The sequence below is a fragment of the Streptomyces sp. NPDC003038 genome (genome assembly GCF_040611115.1).
Lineage (GTDB): Bacteria > Actinomycetota > Actinomycetes > Streptomycetales > Streptomycetaceae > Streptomyces.
Genome location: NZ_JBEXNN010000003.1, coordinates 61,547 through 84,127 on the forward strand (window position 1 = coordinate 61,547; position 22,581 = coordinate 84,127).

The 22,581-nt window shown below is 70.6% G+C and carries 20 protein-coding genes and 1 pseudogene; 10 read left to right on the top strand and 11 right to left on the bottom strand.

All coding sequences use genetic code 11. The annotated features are described in order from the left end of the window. Positions 1-16: 16 nt before the first annotated feature. Entirely contained in the window at positions 17-976 is a 960-nt protein-coding gene (locus tag ABZX75_RS05260; protein WP_355408486.1) for a hypothetical protein, read from the bottom strand. A 139-nt stretch (positions 977-1,115) separates the two neighbouring features. Here ABZX75_RS05260 and ABZX75_RS05265 point away from each other — a divergent pair, with 139 nt between their 5' ends. Together ABZX75_RS05265 and ABZX75_RS05270 are read left to right on the top strand one after the other, a co-directional pair. Beyond that, positions 1,116-1,826 carry a sugar phosphate nucleotidyltransferase gene (locus ABZX75_RS05265; RefSeq protein WP_355408488.1) on the top strand — a complete coding sequence of 237 codons (711 nt, stop codon included), beginning with the start codon at positions 1,116-1,118 and terminating at the stop codon, positions 1,824-1,826. 395 nt (positions 1,827-2,221) lie between these two features. After that, positions 2,222-3,292, top strand: a complete 1,071-nt coding sequence (locus tag ABZX75_RS05270) for a BTAD domain-containing putative transcriptional regulator (protein ID WP_355408038.1) — start codon at positions 2,222-2,224, stop codon at positions 3,290-3,292. Between the two features lie 176 nt (positions 3,293-3,468). Here the strand turns inward: ABZX75_RS05270 and ABZX75_RS05275 are convergent, their stop codons facing one another. The 3 genes from ABZX75_RS05275 to ABZX75_RS05285 form a co-directional block, all read right to left on the bottom strand. Then, a complete protein-coding gene (locus ABZX75_RS05275) occupies positions 3,469-4,122 on the bottom strand; it encodes a cutinase family protein (RefSeq protein ID WP_355408040.1) in 654 nt (217 codons plus the stop codon). A 158-nt stretch (positions 4,123-4,280) separates the two neighbouring features. Next, positions 4,281-5,315 (bottom strand): alpha/beta hydrolase-fold protein, encoded by a 1,035-nt coding sequence (locus ABZX75_RS05280; protein WP_355408042.1) that lies wholly within the window; start codon positions 5,313-5,315, stop codon positions 4,281-4,283. Between the two features lie 164 nt (positions 5,316-5,479). Continuing rightward, positions 5,480-7,954 (bottom strand): penicillin acylase family protein, encoded by a 2,475-nt coding sequence (locus ABZX75_RS05285; RefSeq protein ID WP_355408044.1) that lies wholly within the window; start codon positions 7,952-7,954, stop codon positions 5,480-5,482. A 408-nt stretch (positions 7,955-8,362) separates the two neighbouring features. On the opposite strand from ABZX75_RS05285, the gene ABZX75_RS05290 reads away from it, so the two are divergent. Then, on the top strand, positions 8,363-9,859 hold the full coding sequence (locus ABZX75_RS05290) for a glycoside hydrolase family 6 protein (protein WP_355408046.1): 1,497 nt from the start codon (positions 8,363-8,365) through the stop codon (positions 9,857-9,859). Positions 9,860-10,178: 319 nt separating this feature from the next. On the opposite strand, the gene ABZX75_RS05295 is transcribed toward ABZX75_RS05290, so the two are convergent. The 4 genes from ABZX75_RS05295 to ABZX75_RS05310 form a co-directional block, all read right to left on the bottom strand. Then, positions 10,179-11,186 (bottom strand): hypothetical protein, encoded by a 1,008-nt coding sequence (locus ABZX75_RS05295; RefSeq protein WP_355408048.1) that lies wholly within the window; start codon positions 11,184-11,186, stop codon positions 10,179-10,181. A gap of 13 nt (positions 11,187-11,199) precedes the next feature. Further along, positions 11,200-12,171 (bottom strand): hypothetical protein, encoded by a 972-nt coding sequence (locus ABZX75_RS05300; protein ID WP_355408050.1) that lies wholly within the window; start codon positions 12,169-12,171, stop codon positions 11,200-11,202. A gap of 357 nt (positions 12,172-12,528) precedes the next feature. Next, positions 12,529-14,037 carry a serine/threonine-protein kinase gene (locus tag ABZX75_RS05305; RefSeq protein WP_355408052.1) on the bottom strand — a complete coding sequence of 503 codons (1,509 nt, stop codon included), beginning with the start codon at positions 14,035-14,037 and terminating at the stop codon, positions 12,529-12,531. 63 nt (positions 14,038-14,100) lie between these two features. Continuing rightward, complete coding sequence (locus ABZX75_RS05310; protein WP_355408054.1) at positions 14,101-14,904, bottom strand: serine/threonine protein kinase; 804 nt, start codon at positions 14,902-14,904, stop codon at positions 14,101-14,103. Between the two features lie 425 nt (positions 14,905-15,329). On the opposite strand from ABZX75_RS05310, the gene ABZX75_RS05315 reads away from it, so the two are divergent. The 7 genes from ABZX75_RS05315 to ABZX75_RS05345 all read left to right on the top strand — a co-directional run bounded on the left by ABZX75_RS05315 (position 15,330) and on the right by ABZX75_RS05345 (position 20,570). Beyond that, on the top strand, positions 15,330-15,602 hold the full coding sequence (locus ABZX75_RS05315; RefSeq protein ID WP_355408056.1) for a hypothetical protein: 273 nt from the start codon (positions 15,330-15,332) through the stop codon (positions 15,600-15,602). Then, on the top strand, positions 15,596-16,498 hold the full coding sequence (locus ABZX75_RS05320) for a hypothetical protein (protein ID WP_355408058.1): 903 nt from the start codon (positions 15,596-15,598) through the stop codon (positions 16,496-16,498). The genes ABZX75_RS05315 and ABZX75_RS05320 overlap by 7 nt, the downstream gene beginning before the upstream one ends. Before the next feature lie 66 nt (positions 16,499-16,564). Continuing rightward, positions 16,565-16,993, top strand: a complete 429-nt coding sequence (locus ABZX75_RS05325) for a hypothetical protein (RefSeq protein WP_355408060.1) — start codon at positions 16,565-16,567, stop codon at positions 16,991-16,993. Between the two features lie 122 nt (positions 16,994-17,115). Continuing rightward, positions 17,116-17,880 (top strand): serine/threonine protein kinase, encoded by a 765-nt coding sequence (locus tag ABZX75_RS05330; protein ID WP_355408062.1) that lies wholly within the window; start codon positions 17,116-17,118, stop codon positions 17,878-17,880. Then, on the top strand, positions 17,877-19,301 hold the full coding sequence (locus ABZX75_RS05335; protein ID WP_355408064.1) for a serine/threonine-protein kinase: 1,425 nt from the start codon (positions 17,877-17,879) through the stop codon (positions 19,299-19,301). Before ABZX75_RS05330 ends, ABZX75_RS05335 begins: the two co-directional genes overlap by 4 nt. Positions 19,302-19,550: 249 nt before the next feature. Continuing rightward, on the top strand, positions 19,551-19,760 hold the full coding sequence (locus ABZX75_RS05340) for a hypothetical protein (RefSeq protein ID WP_355408066.1): 210 nt from the start codon (positions 19,551-19,553) through the stop codon (positions 19,758-19,760). A gap of 15 nt (positions 19,761-19,775) precedes the next feature. Beyond that, positions 19,776-20,570 (top strand): VOC family protein, encoded by a 795-nt coding sequence (locus ABZX75_RS05345; RefSeq protein ID WP_355408068.1) that lies wholly within the window; start codon positions 19,776-19,778, stop codon positions 20,568-20,570. A 169-nt stretch (positions 20,571-20,739) separates the two neighbouring features. Here ABZX75_RS05345 and ABZX75_RS05350 read toward each other — a convergent pair whose 3' ends face one another. From ABZX75_RS05350 to ABZX75_RS05360, 3 genes and pseudogenes are all read right to left on the bottom strand, one after another. Next, complete coding sequence (locus ABZX75_RS05350; RefSeq protein ID WP_355408070.1) at positions 20,740-21,600, bottom strand: HAD family hydrolase; 861 nt, start codon at positions 21,598-21,600, stop codon at positions 20,740-20,742. A 76-nt stretch (positions 21,601-21,676) separates the two neighbouring features. Then, positions 21,677-22,046 (bottom strand): annotated as a pseudogene (locus tag ABZX75_RS05355) (universal stress protein); the annotation flags it as partial. Positions 22,047-22,168: 122 nt separating this feature from the next. After that, a complete protein-coding gene (locus ABZX75_RS05360) occupies positions 22,169-22,561 on the bottom strand; it encodes a hypothetical protein (protein WP_355408072.1) in 393 nt (130 codons plus the stop codon). Positions 22,562-22,581: the final 20 nt, after the last annotated feature.

Consider the following 22,581-nt stretch of genomic DNA (forward strand, 5'->3'; position numbering starts at 1 on the left):
GCCGGCCGGGGGCCGGTCAGCCCGTCGGAGCTTCGTCCTCCGCGGCCAGCTCCTTGGCGAGCACCTCACGAAGTTCCGTGTAGGTCGGGGCCAGCCGCCGCAGCCCCGCCTCGAGGGCGGCATCGTCCTCGGTGATCAGCGGGAGCTGCAGGGCACCGAGGATCCGGGCCTGCCGGGTCAGCACCTCGGCCGGGCCGGCGTATCCCAGCCCCGCCAGGCAGACGGCCGCGTCGGACAACCGCCGCGCCCCGGCCCGTACGGAGAACCGCGCCATCACGCCCCGGATGTCCTCGTCCAGCCCCTGGGCCACGAGATCGGCGAGACGCTCCAGACCGGCGCCGCCGCCGAGGGAGTCGGGGGACATCCCGGCGGCCCCGCTCTCGCACGCCTCCAGCAGCCGCACGGCACGGGGCAGCGAGGCGCGCAGTGCCTGCGCCGCCGAGGTGTCGCGGGTCCGCGTGAACCGGGAACGCAGGACAAACGGCCGTTCCACATAGTCGATTTCCTCGGCGCGCCATGCCGTCAGGAAGTCGGACATCGGCAGCGTCGCCCACGGGTGGCCGTGCGGATCGTGGAAGACGACGGTGTCCGCGTCGACCTCCACGACCAGGACGTAGTGGTCGGCGCCGACCGCGGTGCCGGACCCGGGCTCCTGCCACAGCAGGCCCATCTCCAACGGGCCCACCAGGACGGGCCCTTCAGCCACCGCTTCCCGGAGCCGGTCCTCCGCGTCGGCGGCCGTGTCGCCGTCACTGCGCAGGCACTCGAAGCCGAGCAGGTCGAGCGCCGCGGTGAGCCCGATCTCCGGATCCCAGCCGAACGGATCGAAGAACGGCAGGGTCCCATTGATGAGCTGGAAGCCGAAGGGTGACCCGGTGAGCACCTCCAGCACCCCCGAACCCGGCGAATCCGGGCCCAGAGCCATCGAGAGCGAATCGGAAAAGCAGTAAGGACCGGAGCCGGTGTAGGGGAACAACAGAACCTCATTACTCACGACGGGACTGCGGCAACGCACCCACTCTAAGTGCCTTTCGACGGGAGCCGCCCTAGCCGGGGGCCCTCCCGTCGCCCCCCAGTCAGCTCAGAGACACGCCCCCATCTGAAGGGACATGAACGTGCACGCTTTCATCATGGCCGGCGGCAAAGGCATCAGGCTCCGGCCGTACACCACGGCCCTGCCCAAACCGCTCGTTCCCATCGGCGACCAGCACGCGATCCTGGAGATCGTGATGCGCCAGCTGGCCGCTTCAGGATTCCGCAAGGTCACCCTCGCCATAGGGCACCTGGGCCACATCATCCGCGCCTACGTCGGCGACGGCACCCAGTGGGGGCTGGACGTCGAGTACGCGGTCGAGGAGAGTCCGCTCGGCACTCTCGGCCCCCTCGTGATGATGAAGGACCGACTTCCGGAGCACTTCCTCGTCATGAACGGCGACATCCTGACCTCGCTGGACTACCGGGCGGTCCTGACGACCCACCGCGCCGGGAACGCACCGCTGACCATCGCCACCCACCCGCGCCAGGTCAGCATCGACTTCGGGGTGCTGACAACCACCGACGGCCAGGTCACGGAGTTCCGGGAGAAGCCGAAGCTGGCCTACCAGGTGTCGATGGGGGTCTACGGCCTCAGCCGCGCGACGCTCGACCCGTACACCCCCGGCCTCCCGCTCGGTTTCGACGAGCTGGTCCTCGATCTCCTGGAGCGCGGCACACCCCCGACGTCGTACGAGTTCGACGGCTACTGGATGGACATCGGCCGCCCCGAGGAGTACGACCAGGCCAACACCGAGTTCCCGGCCTACCGGGACATGCTGCTGGGCAACTGAGCCACGCGCGCTCCGCGCCGGACGGCTCCACCTGCGGACTGCGGCTTTCCGGCCCGGCACACCGCCCCTCCCCCACACGACAGGGGTGGAGCGCCGGGCCCCTCGGCCGTCGGCCGTCCTCATCCGTGCCCGGCAGACCTCGCAGACAACGGCGGCAACGCCCGCACCGGCGCCGCCATCAGGCAGGACGTGGCCCGCTCAGATGCAGGGCGGCCGCCTGCCTCCGCTGGATCGAGCCGCTGCGCGAGCAGACCGGTGACAGCACCACCCGCCCTGACCGAGCCCGGTCTGCCCGTGTCACTCCGGATCGTTCCGGATGCCTTGCCCGACGCTCCCACCACTACTTTGTCGACGGCGTCCGCCAGTCCGACCACTCGGGAGCCCGGGGAGCAGTGATGCCGACGACCGCCACCACCGACCGGCCAACCGCCACCGTACTCAGGCATCAGGAGCGCGAGGTGCTCTCCGCGGTCGGCTGCGGCCTGCGGGACGACGAGATCGCCGCCGCCCTCGCCATCCCCGAGGACGCCGTGGCCGAACACCTCGCGCGGATCCTCGTGAAGCTCGGTCTGCGCGACCGGGCCGCCGCCATCGTCCACGCCTTCGACTGCGGCCTGGTCGTCCCCGGACGTGGCCCCCGTACGCGGCCGGTGAGGCCGGTGCTGCGGATTGCCGCCGGCCGAGCGGCCGGACCGAAGGTACAGATTTCCGTGCTCGGGCCGCTGCGGGCATGGCAGGACGGGCGGCCCCTGAACCTGGGGCATCTGCGCCAGCAGGCCGTACTGGCGGCGCTGACCCTGTGCGCGGGGCGGACGCGCAGCCAGCGGGAACTGCTCGACGGCGTATGGGGGTTGGAGCCGCCGCTCGGGAACGTGGTGCCGGTGTACATCTACCGATTGCGCAAGGCCCTGCGCATCGGGGACAGCCCGGACTCGGTCATTGAGCACGACCGGCGTGGATACCGGCTGGTCTCCGGCGCAGTCGACGTGGACGTGGCACGCCTGGAGGAACTGGTCACCGAGATCGGGACGGCGGATCGAGCAGGCGACCCGGCAGAGGCGATCCGCCTGTGTTCCCAGGCACTGGACCTGTTTCGCGGGGAGCTCCTGGCCGGCCTGCCCGGGCCGCTCGCCGAACTGGAACGGCTGCGGCTCACGGAGCGCAGGATCGCCATCGTGCAGCGGAAGTCGGAGTGCCGTCTGCGGCTGGGCCAGTGCTCCGAAGCAATCGCCGAGCTGTTCGCCTTGTCCGCCGCCCACCCCCTGAACGAGCCGGTAGCCGCGATGCTGATGCGCGCGCTGTACCGTAGCGGCCGACAGGCCGACGCGTTGACCGTGTTCGACCGCGCCCGCCGCCGTCTGGCCGACGACCTGGGGGTTTCTCCGAGCCGGATGCTGCGGCGGACGCACCAGATGATTCTGCGCGGGGACGAAGCGGGCCTCGGCCTCACCAGCGCCACCCAGTGACCGGACCGGCGCCGGGTCTGCGCGGCGTGGAAGAGAACGATGGCGCATCGATGAGGCGTTCTCACGGTGTCCCCAAGCGGCACGGACGCCTCACCACCTGCCAGCGGCCGGTTGGTCTTGGCCGATGACAGATGGCGAGGGACTCGGCTACGCACCCAGCCGACTGGTTCCCGTGACTACGCGGGGTACCAGGCGCCGTTGTACCACTGCTCGTTGGCGCTGGCGTTGTGGTGATCCATGTTGAAGTCCTCGGGGTAGTTCCTCACGTGATTGTTCGGGTAGGTCCAGATGCCGGCGGACTCGTCACAGACGTAGTCCCAGTGGCAGATCGTCTTGACCGGCACGTTGCCGAAGAACCTGTCGGCGCCGGCGAGCGGAGCACCGACGAAACCGCCGAACGGCACTGCTCCGCCGTTGGCTCCGGGAGGGCCCTGGCGCTTGGGGTCCGCGATGAGAATGGCGTTGACGTTGCCGAACGTCTGCCAGTTCTCCGTGACCCAGGTGTGTACCACCGCGGCACCCAAGGAGTACCCGCCCATCTTGACGTGCTGGCCCGGGCACGCGGCGCGTTGGTCGCGGACCAGCCGGTTCAGCTCATTGACGCCTGCCCGGGCGCTCGCACCGTTGGGAATTTGGGTGGGGTACCCGACGTGCTGCTGGATGTTGCCGTAGAAGCCGTCGTTGTTCCACGAGCTGCCCGTGCCACCGACGACGATCGTGTAGGTGCCCTCGCACGAAGCCGCTGCTTGCGCTGGGGACTCCTGTGCCACTGAAAGCCCGGCTGTCAGCAGAAGTCCGCCTAACGCAGCCGCGATCCTTTTTACTCGCATTCAATCCTCCCGATGTAGTTGGCCTACGCGTCCGCATTCCGTCGAGGTATGCGGTCGGCCGAGGTCACCAGACGACAGTGGCAGCGGTCGATGACATCTCGATGAAACCCGCAGGGCGGGGCAGAGTGAGCCCGCACGGTCACGTTCACCGAGTCCGGTCAGGAGGCGAAGGACCTTTCCAGCCTCGGAATCAGGTCCCGGAGATCCTGTTCCCAGCAGCCGGCGTTGTGGCCGCCGTTGCATTGGGTGCCCCAGGCGGAACCGTCGCCGTAGTTGACGTAGTAGTAGGGCATGCCCAGAGCGTCCATCCGGGCCTTGACGTTCTTGGCCGCACCTTCGAGCCAGAACTCCGCTTCGAGGGGCGAGCCGCCTCCGTTGCCCACATAGATGGAGACACCGACTCCGGCGAGTCTGTCCATGTGCTGTGACGGGTCGACCTGGTTCCACCGCCAGTCGACGTTGAAGACAGGGTAGGGCGAGCCGAACAGGGCGTCACTGTCCACAGCGGGCTTGTAGGGGGAGTCGTTGGGGTCACAGGCTCCGGATGCCGAGCCGCAGATCACTCCCGTCGCGTCGACGAGGGAGGCGACGACGGCCAGCCGTAGGTCCATGGAGTTGACCGACAGATCGATGTCTCCTGACAGGGAGGCGGTCTGGCTGAACAGGTCGGGACGGACCTGGGCGTAGTGGAAGGCCCCGAACCCACCCATGGAGACGCCGGCGACGGCCCTGGCCTTCTTGGTGGCGATGGTCCGCAGGTTGGCGTCGATGAACGGAATCACCTGCTTGAGGTGGAAGTTCTCCCAGTTCTGGGCACCGAGCTGAGTCTTCTGGTTGAGCCAGTTGGCATACCAGCCCCGAGCGCCGCCGTCCGGAATGACGGTGATCATCGAGTCCGACATGGTCAGCGCCGGATAAGTCTGCTGGACCGGGTCGTCAGGTGAACCGTGCAGGAAGTACAGCACCGGGTAACGTCGGCCGGGGTCGTCGTAGTAGCCGCTCGGCAGAATGATTTTGATGTGCTGCTCGCCCGCGACCTCGGGCGTGGTCACCGTGATGTAGAAGTTGGTGGGACTGCCTTTCGCCGTGTCGACCTGGGTCAGGCCGAATCCGTTCGCCATCGGTGGCGGCGCGGGGCCGTCAGCGGCCTGTGCCGAACCTGCCGGCGTAACCATGGCCACAGCGGCGACCATCCATGCCACCACCAGTCGCCACCCATTCGATGTCTTTATCACAGCCTGCCCCCTCGTGAGCGTATGCGTTGCGCAGCGCGGAACATATCGGGAAGCGATGAAATACCGGTGAATGAGCACGCCGGAGACCGTCATTGAGGTTCCTGCGTGCCCACACGTCAATCTCAGCCCAGGACCTTGACCTCCAATGCCGGTGAGGCCGCGATGTCATCCTCGGTGAACCGTTCGGTCACCCACTGGCCTGCCGAGAACAGCTTCGTCTGATCGGCGTAGTGCGGCGAATTCGGGTTGGCCGACTGGGAGTAGGCCAGTACGGAGGAGGCCTGTGGCGGGCCGTCGGCGGTGAACCGCACCTGCTGGATGAAACTCGACCCGAAGACGATGTCCAGCTTGCCGTCGACCTGGCCAGGAGTGATCACGTTCAGCACGCCCAGTTCGGAGATCGAGCCGTGGATCGGGATCTGTTCACCGCCACGGGTGATCTTCTGGATATCCGACAGTGGCGCGTTCAGCGGAATGCCCGCCTTGCGCAGGGCGAGAACCGCCCGGCCGAACGCGTCACGGACAGCGGAGCTTCCGGAGTCCAGCGAGTTGGGCGTGTGCACCGGGTCCTTGGGGTCGAAGGGAACCCGCCACGGCAGTTTCTCGATCCCCCGTCCACCGAGCAGGAAGGCCCAGTAGTTCGCGAAGAGCCAGGATCCCCGGCTGTTCGCTGTGTAATCGTGGTCCTTCCAGGCGGCCAGGATCGGACACGCCTCCCCCACGTTGACCAGATTGCCGTCCACCAGGACGAGGCCGAAGGGGACGCTCTGGCACATCGTCACCGTGGCGTTGAGGGCCAGGTCGGCCGCCCTGCTGTTGTCGGCGAACAGCAACTGCCCCATGCTCTCCGGCGTGAAGCCCTTGCCCGGCAAGCCGTCGGTGCCGTTGATCCGGTTCTGCGCGGTCAGGATCAACTCCTGGGTACGCAGCGATCGGGGCGCCGCGGTATCGCCCATCACCCTGGGGAAGGACAGCGGCTGCTCGGGATTGGCCAACCAGGCGCTGTCGTTGGCGTTGCCCACGAAGTCGGACCGGATCAGGCGTGGCTGCTCGTGTGGGTCCAGCAGCCCTGGCGCGACCGCGTCCGGGTCATTGGGCCAGTCGCACTCGCCGCGCTTGCCGTCGAGGATGGAGATCGGCGGCACGTTCGGCAGCCGTAGCGACTGGTTGAACAGCAGCTGACCGGTCTGGGTGAGGCACGACCGCGCGTGCTCGTCGGTGATGTTCGGGGTGGCCTGGATGTCCGCGTACAGCGCGTTGCCCTTGCGGTCGGAGGCGACGGTGTTGAAGAAGGGGACGCCTAGCGTGGTCTCCAGGATGTTGACCACGTCGTTGACGTCCTTGGCCTGATCGAGGTGGAACCATGTGTTCAACGCCCGCAGGTTGTCCATGTTCACGTCGCGTACCGCGTGCGCGCTGACCACCCAAGGCAAGGGGACGCCCTGCAGTGATGTGGTGATCGGGCCGTAACGGGTGGACCACAACGTCCTGGTGACCTTGCCGATGGAGCCGTCCGCGTTCAGCACGTCGACACCGACCTGCTGCGAGGTCATCCGCTGCCAGGTGCCGTCCACCAGGTACGTGGTCGGGTTCAGCGGATCCACCTGCACGTCGAACAGCTCGAACGGAGCTACCGTGGCGATCGTGTGGCTCCAGGCGACGTCGTTGTTGTGCCCGATGTTCACGGCGGGGAATCCGAGCAGGCTGGCCCCGGAGACATTGACTTCCCCCGGGATCGTCAGCTGGCTCTGCCACATGCGGTTCTTGCCCTGCCACGGAAAGTGCGGGTTGGCCAGCAGCATGCTGGTGCCGCCCGACACGCCCTGCGAACCGACCGCCAACGCGTTGCTGCCCATGCTCTGTTGACGGCTCGCAGCCATCGCGTCGCGGACTTTCGCCGCGGTATCCGCGGCTGAGGACGCCGGCGGCGCGGCGGCCGACGCCCCCGGGGGTGCGGCGTTCACCAGACCGTCCAGCAGCGCATCGGCGCTGCCCATGATGATCTCGGCGTGGGCGTGCCGGTAGACGTCCAGCTCCGTGATCGGGCGAACCCAGACGGCTCCGCGGCAGGCCGGGTCGGAGATGTTGTTCACGCCCGTCTCGGCCAGGTACCTGTTGTATCCCTGGACATAGCCGCGAATGGCGTTTTTGACGTCCGGCTCCGGCCCGTTGGGGGCGGGCTGGTCGAGCAGCCGCTCCACCACCCGGTTGTCCTTGATCCGCTGGAAGTACAGGTCGCTGTTGAGATTGGTGGTGGTGTTCTGGTGCTCGCCGGGGCTCGCCTTGCCCTCGGCCCCCAGATGGCGGGACCTCTGGGCGTTGACCATCAGATAGGTGTCCGCCAAGGTGCAGATGTTGTCCTTGGCCGCGGCGTATCCGTAGCCCGTGCCCAGTCCCTCCCAGTCGGAGGCGATGATGTGCGGGATTCCGTACTCGGTGTAACGGATCGTCGGCTTGTCCGGCCCCTGTTCGGCGGCAGGTGACCCGGTGGCCGGTGAGCCGGCAGCAGGTGAGCCGGTGGCCGCCATCGTGCTCATCACCGCCACCGCGGCCATGACCGCCATCGGCAGCCTCGCTCTGAATCTCCTCCGCGCCATCGAGCCGTCCTTCCCCTGTGCTACAGGCCTTGGTCTGAACGCGGCCACGCTAAGGAGGACCGATGAAATCCCGGTGATGCCGCCGGGCGCCGGCTCTGCCAGAGAGCTGAGCACTTCGACGAGTACGGGTACGAGTACGGGTCCACGGGTCTCCTCGTTCCGCCCCGTCGGCCGCCGTCGGCGCGGCCTCGACGTTCGCTGCCTCGACATCAGAGCGGCCCGACACGACGGCACCTGGTATGGCACACGTCACAGCTCCCGTCCTGTTGTGGTGTCTTGACCGACGGTCAGGTGATCATGGGGACGGGTCCGTGCGTTTGCTGATCAACCGCACGAAAGGGGGGACCTTCACTCGGGTGTGCCCCTGTGCCGTTCTCGGCCGCCCATCACGACTGAAGAAGGACCTTCATGACGACGAAATCGAGACTGCTCCGTGCGGCCGCCGCCCCGGCGCTGGCCGCCGCTCTCCTGGCGTCCACCGCCCCGTCCGCCTCGGCGGTCGACCCGCAGCCGGTCTACGGCGAGCTGGCGAGCAACGGCACGTTCGCCGCCGGCACCACCGGCTGGTGGTCCTACGGAGCCACCATGGCCTCCACCGGCGGGGCGATGGTCGCGACCGTCGGCGCCGGGACGGGCAACTTGTGGGACGCCATGGTCGGCCAGGACAACATCCGGCTCCGCCCCGGCGTCAAGTACACGCTGTCCTTCGACGCCAAGGCCTCCTCGGCCGCGAAGATGCGCGCGACCGCGCAGCTCGGGGACGCACCCCACACCGCGGCGCTGGACCGGACCCTCGACCTGACGACCGCTTCCAAGCGCTTCACCTGGACGTTCACCTCCGGGATCGACACCACGACCGGTGCGGTCACCTTCCAGTTCGGCGGCCAGCCGGTGAAGACGGACGTCGTCATCGACAACGTCTCGCTGACCACCTCCACCGCCCGCGAGGGCTTCTACGTCGACCCCGCCAACAACGCGGCGACCTGGGTCAAGAACAACCTGGGCGACGCCCGGGCCGCGAAGATAAAGGCCGCCATCGCGGACCACAACACCGTGAAGTGGTTCGGGGACTGGGACGCCGACGGCAACGCCGCGACCGGAATCCAGACCGAGGTGTCCAACTACGTCGGCGCCGCCGCGGCGCAGGGCCGCGTGCCGGTCCTGGTCGCCTACAACATCCCGGGCCGGGACTGCGGCGGAGCCTCCTCCGGCGGCGCCGGTTCCCCGGATCTGTACAAGGCGTGGATCAGCAAGGTCGCCCAGGGCATCGCGGGCCGCCCGGCGATCGTCGTACTGGAGCCGGACGCGGTGGCCCAGGCCTCCGACGACGCCTGCATGAAGGGCGCCGCCGAGCAGCGCTTCGACATGCTCTGGTACGCCACTCAGCACCTGCAGCAGCAGGGCAAGTTCGTGCAGACGTACCTGGACGCGGGCAACGCCACCTGGACGCTCGGCCCGGACCTGAGCGGCACGCAGGGCATCGGCCTCAAGAAGATGGCGTACCTGCTCAACCGCTCCGGTGTCTCCATGACCCGCGGCGTTTCGGTCAACGTGTCCAACTTCGACGACAGCGTCGTCTCCGACGACTACGCCAAGCGACTGACCGCCCAGCTCAAGACCGACTTCGGCCTGACCACCCGTTGGGTAGTCGACACGTCCCGCAACGGCAACGGCGGCTACGTCGTCCCGGGCTCGCCGAGCAGCGGCCACGTCGGGTTCTGCAACCCGCCCAAGCGCAAGCTGGGCGTGACCTCCCGTGCCGGTAGCGCCGGCGGGGCGGAATACCAGTTGTGGATCAAGAACCCGGGTGACTCGGACGGCAACTCCTCGCAGTGCCCGGCGGGCTCCCCGTCGGCCGGCACGTTCTCCCCGCAGCTGGCCGAGGCGCTGATCGACGGCCGCTGAGCGGTCGGCCGGCCACCCGGCCGTCTCGGGGCCGACGCCTGCGCCCTGTGCTGCCATTGCACCTCAGTGGAGGGCCGGTCGAGGCTGGAACGTCGGAGGGGCCCCGGTGCGGTACGGCACCGGGGCCCCGAACGACGTGGGGCACGCCGGCCAGGAGAGTCGACCGCGCCTTGCGCTCAGGCGTCGCCCTGGAGCCGGTCGCGCTGGATCCGGCAGGCCAGGGCGCGCCGCACGGAAGCTGACGCGGTGGCGGTGGCGGTTCCTCGGGTGAGGACCCGCGAAAATGACCTCCTCGTCGGTACGTCAGCGGTGGTCGGGGTCAGTTGGGGGTGATCCAGGTGCCCTTGGCGGGGTTCCAGTGGATCGTGGCGTTCTGGAACTGCTGGGCCTTGCCGCCGGCCTCGTCCATCTCATCGGTCACCGCATAGCCCAGGACCCGTTCGTGACCGGCCGAATGGAACGCCTCGTAGATCGCTCCGTGCACCACATGCGCACCCGTCTGCGGCGACCACAGGAACAACCCCCGCTCGAAGAACTGATAACGCCCCCGCGTCCCGTTCGGCGCCTGCGCACCCTCGGCCTCGTCCATCGTCGGAAAACCCCAACGACGCTCCGCATCCGTCGCCCAGAACGCGGTCAGGATGTCACCGTGAATCGCATGAGCCACATCCGGACGCCAGATGACGATCCCGTTCTGGAACCCCTGGAAGCGCCCGCCCAGCGAGGAGTCGCGCTCCCCCGACACCGGCCAGCCCAGCACGCCGCCCGGGCCGCCCATGCTGTCGTACTTCGCCCTGATCGCGCCGTACGGCATCAGGTCGTCGAGATGGTTGTACCGGCGGGGTGAGAACCCGCGGAGCCCGTCGCTCCACACCCGCTCCTCCGCCACCTGCCCGAAGTCGTACTCCTCGCGCACCACCGGCTGCGTGTGGGCCGGGTCCGCCCACCGGACGAACAGCGCCACATGGTCGGTGCCGCCCGAGTCACGCAACAGGGCGTCACCGGGCTGCAGGTCGTTCGCGGGGATGTCGGAGGTGACGTTCCACAGGTCCCAGGTGGTCAGGGACGAGTTCAGATGCCAGGCCATCGACACGAAGCCCGAGCAGTCCGGGCGATAGCAGCCGAACTGGTTGCGGTGACAGCCGCTCTGGCTGTACGGCACCCGCTCGGCGATCCACGACCATGCGCGGTCCATCACCTCGCCCCGCCCGATCGGCCCGCCCGGCTCCGACGCTCTCGCGGCCGGCGCCGCCGACATCGTGAGGGCGATGGCCGCCAGCATCAGTGTCAGCGCCCCGATCACACGCTGAAGGATCAGCGATCTCATGGCTGTCTCCCGGTCAGTTGGGGGTGATCCAGGTGCCCTTGGCGGGGTTCCAGTGGATCGTGGCGTTCTGGAACTGCTGGGCCTTGCCGCCGGCCTCGTCCACCTCATCGGTCACCGCATAGCCCAGGACCCGTTCATGACCGGCCGAATGGAACGCCTCGTAGATCGCTCCGTGCACCACATGCGCACCCGTCTGCGGCGACCACAGGAACAACCCCCGCTCGAAGAACTGATAACGCCCCCGCGTCCCGTTCGGCGCCTGCGCACCCTCGGCCTCGTCCATCGTCGGAAAACCCCAACGACGCTCCGCATCCGTCGCCCAGAACGCGGTCAGGATGTCACCGTGAATCGCATGAGCCACATCCGGACGCCAGATGACGATCCCGTGCTGGAACAGCTGGAAACGCCCGCCCAGCGACGCGTCCTCCTCGGCGCGGACCGGCCAGCCGAGCGCCCCGCCCGGACCGCCCAGGCCGTCGTACTTGGCCCCGATCGCGCCGTACGGCCGGAAGGCCTCGTCCCGCTGCGCCCGCGCGACGCCCTCCGCCTGGTCGTACCGGTCCGGATAGGCGGAGCGCTGCACGGCCTGGGCGAGCTGCCCGGGGGTGCTGCCCTCCATGTCGGGCTCCATCTGCTGGGCCACCTCGAAGAACTTGTTCGCCGCGTAGTCGACGTCGAGGATCTGATCGGGCGTGCCCCAGCCCTGCGAGGGCCGCTGCTGGAAGACGCCGAGCGAGTCCCGGTCCCCGCAATCCAGGTTGTTCATCCGGGACTCGACCCAGCCCGTCTCGAAGCCGGCGAGCATCACCTTGTCGGACACGCCCCGCCGCTGGCCGACCTCGTAGACTTTGCGTGTCACCGCGATGTCCCGCTCCGCAGGGACATGGCAGTACGTCTCGGCGGTCGCGGTGTGTCCGAGGGGACCGGGCACGTCGTTCGCGCTCTGAGCCCATGCCGGTCGTCCCAGGACGGACACCGCAGTCATGACGAGCAGGACCACTGTTCTGAATCTCGCGCGTCGTGCGGCTAAGCCATGCACAGGCTGCTCCTTCGCATCGGGGATCACCGTGTGGGTGAAGGGGTTTGCCGGAAGGGGGATCCGCCCACGGAGGTTTCAGAGCGCGGTCCGTGGACCAACGGTCCGCAAGGTAGTCGTGGGGGCGCCGGCCACGGCATCCGGAACGATCCGGAGTGACAGCGCTCGGTGGTCCCCGATGGGTCTCCTCCTGCTCCCTTGAGTCCCTTGACCTCCCGCCACCCGCCGGCCGCCTGAGCGCGCCGGCCGGGTCCGCCGTGACGAGCACGGTGCACGCCGTGCGGTGTCACACCCTGCGTGGCCGTCTCACCGTGCGGGTGTGGGACGCGGGCAGTCCGGGACCGCCGGGCGGTCCTTCGTGCGTACGGCGGGCAGCCAGGCCGTGGGCCGGGCGGAGCCCTGCGGCAGACGGACGCGGAACCACTCGGCGGACTGCGTGTCCGCCTCGTCGATGATGGGGGTCCCCTGGGGCAGCCGGCAGTCGACGGCGAGGACATCGCCGTGCCACACCCGTGTGGGTACGACGTTGTCGCTGGTGTAGAGCTGCAAGGGGTCGATCGCCAGGCCGAGACTGCACTTCGGATCCCGGTCCGCACGGTCCCTGCACCGCTGCTCGGCGTTGAACACCTGGATCCGGCCGGCAGCATCGGCCGGCGTGCCGGCCGATGCCGAGTCGCCGGGCGGGGCGGAGGCGCCGTCGCGCACGGCGTACGACCAGATCGCCGCGGACGCCCCGCACACCGCGACGGCCATGAGGACCGTGCGGGTCCTTCTTCGCCGACGTGCCGGTGGATGCCCGGCCGCATGGCCGGACGGACGGCCGGAAACGGTCTGCGCGACCTCTGCGGGGGCCTCGGGGGGCTCCGTTTCCGTGGCCTGCCGGGCGGTGATGCGCGCCAGCAGACTGTCGGCCGTGTGCGCGGCGCGCGCGGCGTGAGTCGGGGCCAGGCAGTCGGCGGCCAGCGCACGCCAGAACGGCGGTACCGCGTTGTCCATGCGCAGCAGTGCGCGCCCCTCGGCGTACTCCTGTGCCGCGGCACCGCGCGACCCGGGCGTGGCGCCGGGAAACGGTGAGGCGCCGGAGGCGAACACCTCGTGGATCATGATGCCGAGGGCCCAGATGTCGGCGCTCGGCCGGACCTGCACGCCGTGCTCGCCGAGCGGGGCCCTCCAGCGCTCGGGCGGGAGGTAGTCCAACGTGCCCATCGGGAGCGCGTACCCGTGGGTGCCGTGCGTGCCGGTCAGTTCTGTGGCCAGTCCGAAGTCGGAGAGCTTGACCGAACCGTCCGCCATGAGCAGGATGTTGTCCGGCTTGAGGTCGCCGTGCACCCAGCCACTGCGGTGCAGATGTACCAGGCCCTCGCAGATCTCGGTGAACAGCCGGGCGCCTTCGGCTTCCGTCGCTCCCGCGTCGAGCCGAGTCCGCAGACTGCACTCGGCCCGCTCCATGACCAGCACGATCGCCCCGTCCAGGAACGGGTGGTCCGGGTCGCTGAGCACGACGGAGTCCAGCAGGCGGATCAGCCTCGGGTGGCAGGACCGGCGGCCGAGCTCCACCTCACGCCGGGCGGTTTCCGCGACCTTGCGGGCCTGGCGCGGTGCGAGCTCGGCGGTGGGCAGGAACTTCAGCGCGACGTCTTCCGGCCCCGCCGTCCGGTCCGGACCGCTCGTGTGGTCGCCGGCCGGGCGTCCCGCATAGACCGTCGCCCAGCCTCCGGCCCCGATCGGCTCGGTGACCTCCCAGCCGCCGACGCGGTAGCCGCGCGGGAGCAGTTCGGTGCGATCACTTCCGGATGTGTCGGCCGGGCCGTGCACCGTCTCCTCCTCCGGTCCGCCGGCCGCACCGGTGCGTGCCGCCGCTTTCCGTAGGTCCGCGCCTCATCCGGCCGTCCGCTCCCGTGTGCCCGCCGCGGCCCGGGGCGGCAGCAGGGCGAGATGCTCCTCCCGTACGAGCCCGAACCGCAGCACGAGTCCCACGATCGTCTCCCGCTTGCCGTTGCGGCGGGCTTCTCTGCGGGGTCCGTGCTCCGCCGGAGCGCTGATCCGCATCTTCTCTTCGGCCAGGTAGTCGATGTGCGAGCTGACCGCCCGGGCCGTCAGCCGGCCGCAGGCGGCGTGGCCCCTGAGCCGCTCGACTATCTGGGGCGTGGTCGGCACCGCGACCGACGACTCGTCACGCAGCCGCGGTTCGCAGAGCGCGACCAGCACCAGGAAATAGATGGCCGTCTCGTCCATGGAGTACGCGGTGACGGTGCGGCTTCCCCACGGGCCTCCCACGCCGTCCGGGTCCAGGTAGACGTGGTCGGGCGCGAACACTTGGAAGGCGACCGTGGTGTTGCCGCGGGTGGGCAGCACGACCCGGGAGAACTCGAAGGGGATGGGCGCTCCGGCTCGTCGCGGCGGCACCCTCAGGTACTCCCCCGCTCCTTCCGGGTTCTCCACCAGATAGCTCTGGGTCGTACTGTGGTTGCTGAGCTGCCAATGGTCGTCCGTCACCCGGATCTCCCCCGCCAGCCGGGAGATCGCCGCGTCGACGAGGCGGAGTTCGACCGGCGTCGTCGCAGAGCCCCGCCCGAAACGCGCCACTTCCCCGGGGCCGAGCCGGAGCGTCACCGCCTCACCGCACGGCTCCCCTCCGACGTCGCCCGTGCCCTGCGGCAGATGGATCACTACCCCGCTCACTGCCCCCTCCTCGCCCCCGTGTCACCCGTCCCCCCGCACACTCGAACGTTACACATTCCGCCTCGGGGGCCACGGCTCGGCTTTGGCCGTTTTCGGAGCGGGCACCGCGGTCCGCCGCCGACGCGGACCGCCGGTGGATCGCGGACGGAACACCGGTCCCCGTGGGCGCGCGCACCGCGGGAGCCCCCTCCCGCTCGGAGCTGGCCGACGCCGCACCTGGCGGGAATCCGATCTCTCCCGTACGGAGCGCGGGCGGCGGGAGTCACGGCGATCGCGCTCGGCGTCCACCGGGGCGTCCGCCTCTCGCGACAGCCCTTAGCCGGGTCGGCGGGCCGGGGGTACCTATCAACTCACAGGTTCTGCGGCGGCCCCGGGCACGGTTTCCTCTTCCCCGTCGGTAAACGCCTTCGGGAAGGGGTCCTCCCATGTGGAGGAGATGGAAGGCCGTCGTCATGGTCGCCCGCGCGGGGACGGTCGAGAAGTCCGCCGTGGCCGCGCACGCGAACGAATCGGCTCGGGAGGGACGTACGGCCCGGTGGCGGGTGGAGCCGAACGCTCCCGCCGCCGGGCAGGCCAACGTGGCCCGTACCGGCGCCGGGGTGACGCCCGCGCGCAGCGACCCGGCGGCGCGGGGGCCCGCCGGGCCGCCGGGCCATCTGACGGGCAACGCCACGGGGGGCGTGACCACGCGATGCTGATCACCGCCCGGCGGACCTGGATCTCCGCCTCACTCGCCGCCTGCGGCGCGCTGCTGGCCGTGGCCGCCTGGACCGGGCTGCCGGCGGACGGCGCCCACCGGCAGCCCCCGGTGCGTGCGGCCGACACCGCCGAGCTGGACCTGCTCCACACCGCCGGACAGCTGCTCGTACAGGACTGCATGCGGGCGCAGGGGTTCTCGTACTGGCCCGTTCCGCGCCTGCCGCATCCCGACTTCCGGGAGTTCCCGTACGGGGTGGACGACGTGGCCTGGGCGCGCAGCCACGGGTACGGGCGCCAGATCGAGCGGCGCCTGGACGAGGAGGCGCGGTCCGGCCCGCGCGGGCAGTACGAAGACGGGCTCTCCCCGGAGCGCCGGGAGGCCATGGGCGTGGCCCTCGTGGGGCCCGAACCGAAGGGACTGGAGGTCAAGAGCCCCCTGGGCGGCACGCTGAGCCACAGCGACCGCGGCTGTATCACCGAATCGTGGCGGCGGCTCTACGGGGACGTGCGGCTCTGGTACCGGTCCAGCGAGACGGTGAACCAGCTCGCGGCGGTGCGCACGAGCCGCGTCAACCAGGACCCCGCTTTCCGCACGGCGCTGGCCGCGTGGAACGAGTGCGTCGGCCGGCGCGGCTTCCCGGCCGCCGGCCATCCGCTCCGGCAGCGCGAGGAGCAGCTGCGGCGGACCGGCGCGGCCGCCGAGGCCCAAGACGTCCCGATGGCCACCGCCGAGGCCGAGTGCGCCCGCTCGACCGGCCTCGCCGACACCGCGCAGGACCTGCACCGGCGCCATTCGGACCGTGTCCAGGCCGAGAACCGGGCCGCCTTCGACGCCATGCGGCGGATGCAGCTGGCGGCCCTGCCCACAGCTCGCGATGTGGTCGCCCGGCACTGACGGGAACTGACATCGCGTACCGCCGATCGGCGGTGAACCACGCACAGCACACTGGGAGGGAAAGAAATGAACAAGCTCAGGACGGTCCTCGCGGGCCTCGCGATCGCCGGTGCGACGGTGGTGGCGGTTCCGACCGCGGCGCAGGCCGACGGCGGCTGCGGCTACACGAACTTCTGCGCCTACTCGGACGACCACAACTACCTGTACCAGAACGCCGGCAACTCCTCTTCGTGGCCGTCCCAGGTCAAGAACAAGGTCGACTGGGTCCACAACAACGGTTCCGCCGGCGGCCGCGACGACGTCAACATCTACTGGGGTGACAACAACACCGGTGCCTACGCCTGCATCGGCTACGGCACCGCGTGGAACCTGCGCACCAACACCCACACGTTCAACTGGACCCGCAACGGCGACACGCGGGGCCATGGGGAGCGGGTCCACGACAACTCCGCCTCGCACCGGTGGGTGTACTCCTGCGGCAACGGCACCTGGTAGAGCACCACTCCAGTGGCGCACCGGCCCTCAGCACCGGTGCGCCATTGGCGCGTTCCCCCGTATTGATCGCGTACCGACAAGTGGTACCGTGCGCCCGGTAAACGGGCACTGGGGGAACGGGCATGACGGTCGTTGTGCATGTGCCGGCGGGCGTGGGAGCCGAGCCGGTCAGTCTTGAGCTGGGGCCAGGGGAGTCGGCGCGCTTCGGTCGCGGGGCGCCGGGCACACCCGTGGACCTGGTGCTCGACGACCCGGCGGTGCCGCGGCTGGCCGGCGAGATCCGGGCGACCGAGGACCACTGGCAGCTGAGCAACTTCAGCGCGACGCGAAGCTATCTCGTCGAGAACCCGGAGGGCGCGGGCGAGTACGTGCGCGTCGCGGCCCGCCGGATCGGCGCCCCCGTGCCGTTCGAGTTCGCCCGGGTCGTACTGCCGACGCGCGCCCCGCAGGGGATGTCTTTCCAGGTCTTCGCCCCCTCGCACAGTTACGGCGAGGCGGCCGACCTCGCCCGGCTCGGTGGGGCGGCGACCCTCGTGGCCTACTCCCTGGACGAGTCGGCCACGTACTTCCTGGTCCTGGTGGCCCTGTGCGAGCCCCGGCTGCGCGACCTGCCGGCCGCGGCCGTCCCCACCACCCCCCAGGTCACCGCGAGGCTGCGCCCGCACCCCGCCTGCCGGGAACTGACCGAGCAGGCCGTGAACTTCCACATCGACTACCTCGCGCGGAACAAGCTGCGGCTCAAGAGCAAGGACGACGACCCGGGGCGGAGGCTCGAAGGGCGGCGTGAGGCGCTGGTGTCGCTCGCACTGCGCTTCGGGCTCGTACGCGAGGACCACCTGGCCGTGCTGCCGCCCCGTTCGGCCGTCACGGGCGCGGGGGCGTCATGAACCCCGCCGGCCCGACGGAGGTACCCGCCGGCTACCGGGTGGGCGACTGGGAGGTCACCGAGCCGATCGCGGAGGGCAGCTGGGGCAGCGTGTACGCGGCCCGCCACCGCGGCCCCGCCGGGGCGGGGCGGCCCGCCGAGGCCGCCCTGAAGTTCCTCTCCACCGCGGGGCTCGCCCCGCGCCAGGCCCGGCAGCTGGCCGAGACGGCGCAGCGCGAGGTCGCGTTCAGCCGGGAGGCCTCACACCCGCACCTGATCCGCGTGTACGAGACGATCGAGGTCCGGGACAGTACCCATCCGGGACTCGACGGCGCCCTCGTCCTGGTGATGGAACGGGCCGAGCGCAGCCTGCTCGACCTCCTGCACGCCGCTGAGGGAACGGCGGCGGGCCCCGTGCCGGACGCCGGCACGCTGCTCACGCAGATGTGCGAGGCCCTCGTCCACCTGCACGCCTCCGGCTGGGTACACGGCGACCTCAAGCCGGGCAACGTCCTGCTGATGCCCGACGGATCGGTGCGCCTCGCGGACTTCGGGCTCGCCACCCGACTCGACGGAACCCACGGCTACGCACCGCCCATGGGCTCCCCCGACTACCTGCCGCCCGAGCGCAGCACGGAACCGCTCAGCGAGCGCGGCATCGCCATCCGGCCGAGCCTCGACGTCTGGGCCCTGGGCGTGACCGCCCACCAGGTGCTCACCGGCGGGCGGCTGCCGTTCCCGGGAGCCACGGCCGCCGCCCGCGCCGCCGCCCTGTACGAGTACGGCGCCGGTCGCGCGGAGCTGAGGCTCAGCCCGGAACTCCCGTACGACTGGCGCCCGATCGTCGAGGACTGCCTCAGCGTGGACCCGGCGCGCAGGGACCGCCACACCGTCCAGACCCTGCTGCCGCGGATCAGGGCGGCGGCCGCCTCCGACCCGGGCGCCCGCACCCCGCGGCGGCGGCGCCAAAGGCGCGTGCTCCTCGCGTCGGCGGGCGTGGTCACCGCCGCTGCCGGGGCGCTCGGTTACGCCTTCCTGTGGCCGCCCCCCTCGGAGCCCGCCAGTTCCCCGGGTGTCGTCATCCACGTGTTCAACGTGGAGAAGGGCTGCCTCGGCAACACCGAACGGCTTTCCAACTGCCGGCTGGGGCTGGCGCGTGACCCCTGGCTGCCCTACGTCCCGGACAACGTGGTCGCCAGGCGCGTCTGGCACGGCGACGCCCTGGTCGCCGACTGCGTGGCGTACGGCGCCACACGCGTCGCCGACGAGAACGGCGTCAGCTCGCCGAACTGGTACCGCGTCAGGGTCTCGGAGGACGGCGGGAACGACGAGTACGGCTGGCTGTCCGCGACGCGCACCCAGGACGTCCCGGCCGTCCCGGAGTGCAAGCGGCCGGCCCCGGGAGCCTCCCCGACCCCGGAACCGTCGCCTTCCGGCGGGTGAGCGAGGCCGCAGGGAGCCGGGACCGGCACCTTCGCCTCGCCGGTCACCCAGCGTGCGAGACGCTCCCGCATCTCCCACCGCTCCCGCCGCTACGGTGGACCAGGTCGGAGGGGAGGCCGCAGCCCCCGGCGTCACCGCATGCATGGCCCCGGCGAGCCGCGGGAAGAAGCATGCGCAGGACAGCAGCCGGCCGTCCTCCCTGGTGGGCACGGCCGTGCGCTGAGCGCCACGAGGCACATGGAGGGCGCCGTGAACTCGCCGGTACACCCCGACCCGGGCGACATCGCGTCTCCGCGACGCGGCGGCAGAGGGGCTCGGTCGGGCCCCTGGCAGGACTTCGAGGAGGTGCGGGAACAGATGAGCCGCCTCCTGGAGCAGGCCGGCCGGCGGGCGAAACGAGCCGCCGCGCGGGCGGCGCCGGATCTCGCCGACGGGCGGCCTCGGCAGTCGCCCGGCTGAGGGAAGGAGACGACCGTGGTGCTCGTGGCAGCGGATGTGCCCGGTGCGCCGTGCTGGCTCAGTCTGATGGCACGTGACCTGGAGGCTGCCGAGCGCTTCTACGGGGCGGTCCTTGGCTGGACCTTCCAGCGCGGCGCTTTCGCGCGGGCCTTCACCGTGGCCGAGCGGGACGGCGTACCCGTGGCCGGCATCGGGGCCATGGCCGTGGAGCTGGCCGTACCCGTCGCGTGGACGGTCTATTTCGCCGTCGAGGACGCCGACGCCGCCGTGGCCGGGATCCGCGCCCGCGGGGGCACCGTGGGGGTGGGCCCGGTCTCCTACCCGCCCCGCGGCCGGGCCGCCCTCGCGACCGACCCCGGGGGCGCGGCCTTCGCCGTCTGGGAGGGCGGGATCCTGTCCGAGTGGCGTGTCGGCGAGGGCGGCGAGGCACCCGCCTGGCTGGAGCTGCACACCAGGAACGCCTTCGACGCGGCCGTCTTCTACGGCGAGGTACTGCAGTGGGCGGCGGGGGACGCCGGGTGCTGCGAGGCCTCCTACGAGGAGGACCAGGTCGTTCTGCGGCGCGCCGGTGAAGCCGTCGCCCGCCTGAACAGCGGCCCGGTCGAGGCGGCAGCGGAAAAGCCGCAGCTGCGCCCCCGGTGGCTGGTGCACTTCAAGGTCCCCGACCTGGAACGGGCGAAGGCCGCGGCGGTCGCGCACGGTGGCAGCATCGCGCCGGGGGCCGAATGGGGCGCCCGGCAGCAGGTGACCGTGCGGGACCCCGAGGGAGGCCTGTTCACGCTCGACCAGTCGTCCGAAGCCGACGCCTGACGGCGGCACCCCGGTGTGGTGGCCCGTGCAGGGCACCACCCGACGCAGGCCGAGGCGCGGGCGCAGACCGAAGCCCGGACGCGGGCGCAGGACCCGGCGCGGACCCAGGCCCGAGGCGCAGGCCCGAGGTGCGGGCTGAGCGGGGTCGGCTCGCGCCCGCCTCGCGGCCTCACCCTCCGTCGTGGTGGCCCGGCCCTTCCCAGCGTCCGACCCCGGCTATGAGCAAGCCGGCGAGGTCACCGACCACCACATCGGCGCCGTGCGTGTACAGGCGCGCTGCCCGCTCATGACTGCCCTCGCGGTTGACGCCGGCCACCAGCGCGAATCCGCCGCGCCGTGCGGCCTCCACCCCGGACGGCGCCTCCTGCGCCACCGCCGCCTGCTCGGGCGGTACGTGCAACCTCCTTGCGCCCTCGACGAACAGCGCCGGCTGCGGCGTGCCCGCCCACCGCCCCCGAATCGTCTCCGCGCCGTCCACGACCGTGTCGAAGAGACCGTGGATCCCGGCCGTGACCAGCAGGTCCGTCGCATGCCGGGAGGCGGAGACGGCGGCGCACTTGACCCCCTGGGCGCGCAGGGCGGCCAGTACGGGCCGCACGTCCGGGAAGGCCCGGACCGGCCGCCGGCCGAGCGCGTCGAGGAACGCCTGCTCCTCGGCCGCGGCGATGGCCCACACCGTGCCGCGGCCCGGCTCGTCCTCCGGCCGGCCCTCGGGCAGGCGCAGGCCCCGGGAGTCGAGGAAGGCGGCCACCGCGTCGGACAGGGCTCTGCCGTCGACCAGGCTCACGTACTCCTTCACCGCGTCGAACGGGCGGCGCTGCCACGTGCTGGACCGGGACGCGGGGAGCGCTTCGAGGCAGGCGTCAAGGGCGGCCTTCCAGGCGGCGGCGTGGAGGCCCGCCGAGTCGGTCAGCACTCCGTCGGTGTCGAGGACGACCGCCCTCAGCCCGGAGGCGCCGGACGCGTCCCTCTTCGCCTCCGGCGCGGCCGACCGCGGCAGGTCACCCTCGTGCGCTGCAGGTCTCGTCATCGTGGGTCGTGTCCGGGCGGATGATGACGACGGGGCAGGAGGCGTGCAGGGCGCATTGCTGGCTGACCGATCCCAGCAGCAGGCGGGCGAAGCCTCCCCGCCCCCTGCTGCCCACCACCAGCAGCTCGGCGTCGGACGAGGCCGAGCAGTACTTTGGCGGCGTGCCCCCGCACCACGTGCTCGGTCAGCGGCACCTCGCCGACCTGGACGAGCACGCTCCGGATCTCGTCGGCCAGAGTCTGTCGGGCCTGCGCCTCGTCGAAGTCGGCGTCCACCGCGGGGGCGGACCAGCCCACGCCTCCGGGCACGTCGTAGGCCGCAACCGCGTCCACCGTCGCCCCCATGAGCCGTGCCTGGCGCACGGCCCACCGCAACGCCTCGTACGAGGCCGGCGACCCGTCCACGCCCACCACGACGCGGGAGGTGTGACCACCACTGGGATTCATGACTCTGTCCACTATGACGAAGGACTTACGACGCGCTTGCCCGCAGGAGCTCGGCTCCAAACCCGGAAAAACAGAGAACCGCCCCCGGCAATCAAGCCGGGGGCGGTTCCATTCACTTACCGCTATACGACTTCCATTTCGAAACCGTATAGCTCCCTTACATTTCTTGCCATTTCCTGGCCTCCGGTCCTGGGGATCATCGACTCCCACCACCTTCGCCCTCCAGGAACGGCGAACCCTCCATGGAGAATCTGCTTGAACTCATCGTCAAGCCGGTGGACCTCGGCCGTGAACCAGTCGGATTCCGGAGTAAGCCGCACCACCGGATCGTCGATTACGGACTGCAGGAAGCCCCGGATCGAGATCTCATCCCAATACTCGAACAGGGTCGCTTCATACCCGTCCCGGCAGTCCTCGACGAACTCTGACCACGCCTCGATCGCCCGATGCGGGGTGGCGGGGCTGCGACGCCCCGACCTTTCGAAAATCGCCCGATATCTGTCCAGGAAAAGCATGGAGTACCTCCACAGCAGCA

Coding starts and splice junctions, on each gene's coding strand:
- ABZX75_RS05350 (WP_355408070.1), bottom strand. CDS start 21,600: ATGACGAGACCTGCAGCGCACGAGGGTGACCTGCCGCGGTCGGCCGCG.
- ABZX75_RS05360 (WP_355408072.1), bottom strand. CDS start 22,561: ATGCTTTTCCTGGACAGATATCGGGCGATTTTCGAAAGGTCGGGGCGT.
- ABZX75_RS05285 (WP_355408044.1), bottom strand. CDS start 7,954: ATGGCGCGGAGGAGATTCAGAGCGAGGCTGCCGATGGCGGTCATGGCC.
- ABZX75_RS05300 (WP_355408050.1), bottom strand. CDS start 12,171: ATGACTGCGGTGTCCGTCCTGGGACGACCGGCATGGGCTCAGAGCGCG.
- ABZX75_RS05335 (WP_355408064.1), top strand. CDS start 17,877: ATGAACCCCGCCGGCCCGACGGAGGTACCCGCCGGCTACCGGGTGGGC.
- ABZX75_RS05295 (WP_355408048.1), bottom strand. CDS start 11,186: ATGAGATCGCTGATCCTTCAGCGTGTGATCGGGGCGCTGACACTGATG.
- ABZX75_RS05270 (WP_355408038.1), top strand. CDS start 2,222: ATGCCGACGACCGCCACCACCGACCGGCCAACCGCCACCGTACTCAGG.
- ABZX75_RS05280 (WP_355408042.1), bottom strand. CDS start 5,315: ATGGTCGCCGCTGTGGCCATGGTTACGCCGGCAGGTTCGGCACAGGCC.
- ABZX75_RS05290 (WP_355408046.1), top strand. CDS start 8,363: ATGACGACGAAATCGAGACTGCTCCGTGCGGCCGCCGCCCCGGCGCTG.
- ABZX75_RS05275 (WP_355408040.1), bottom strand. CDS start 4,122: ATGCGAGTAAAAAGGATCGCGGCTGCGTTAGGCGGACTTCTGCTGACA.
- ABZX75_RS05330 (WP_355408062.1), top strand. CDS start 17,116: ATGACGGTCGTTGTGCATGTGCCGGCGGGCGTGGGAGCCGAGCCGGTC.
- ABZX75_RS05325 (WP_355408060.1), top strand. CDS start 16,565: ATGAACAAGCTCAGGACGGTCCTCGCGGGCCTCGCGATCGCCGGTGCG.
- ABZX75_RS05320 (WP_355408058.1), top strand. CDS start 15,596: ATGCTGATCACCGCCCGGCGGACCTGGATCTCCGCCTCACTCGCCGCC.
- ABZX75_RS05315 (WP_355408056.1), top strand. CDS start 15,330: ATGTGGAGGAGATGGAAGGCCGTCGTCATGGTCGCCCGCGCGGGGACG.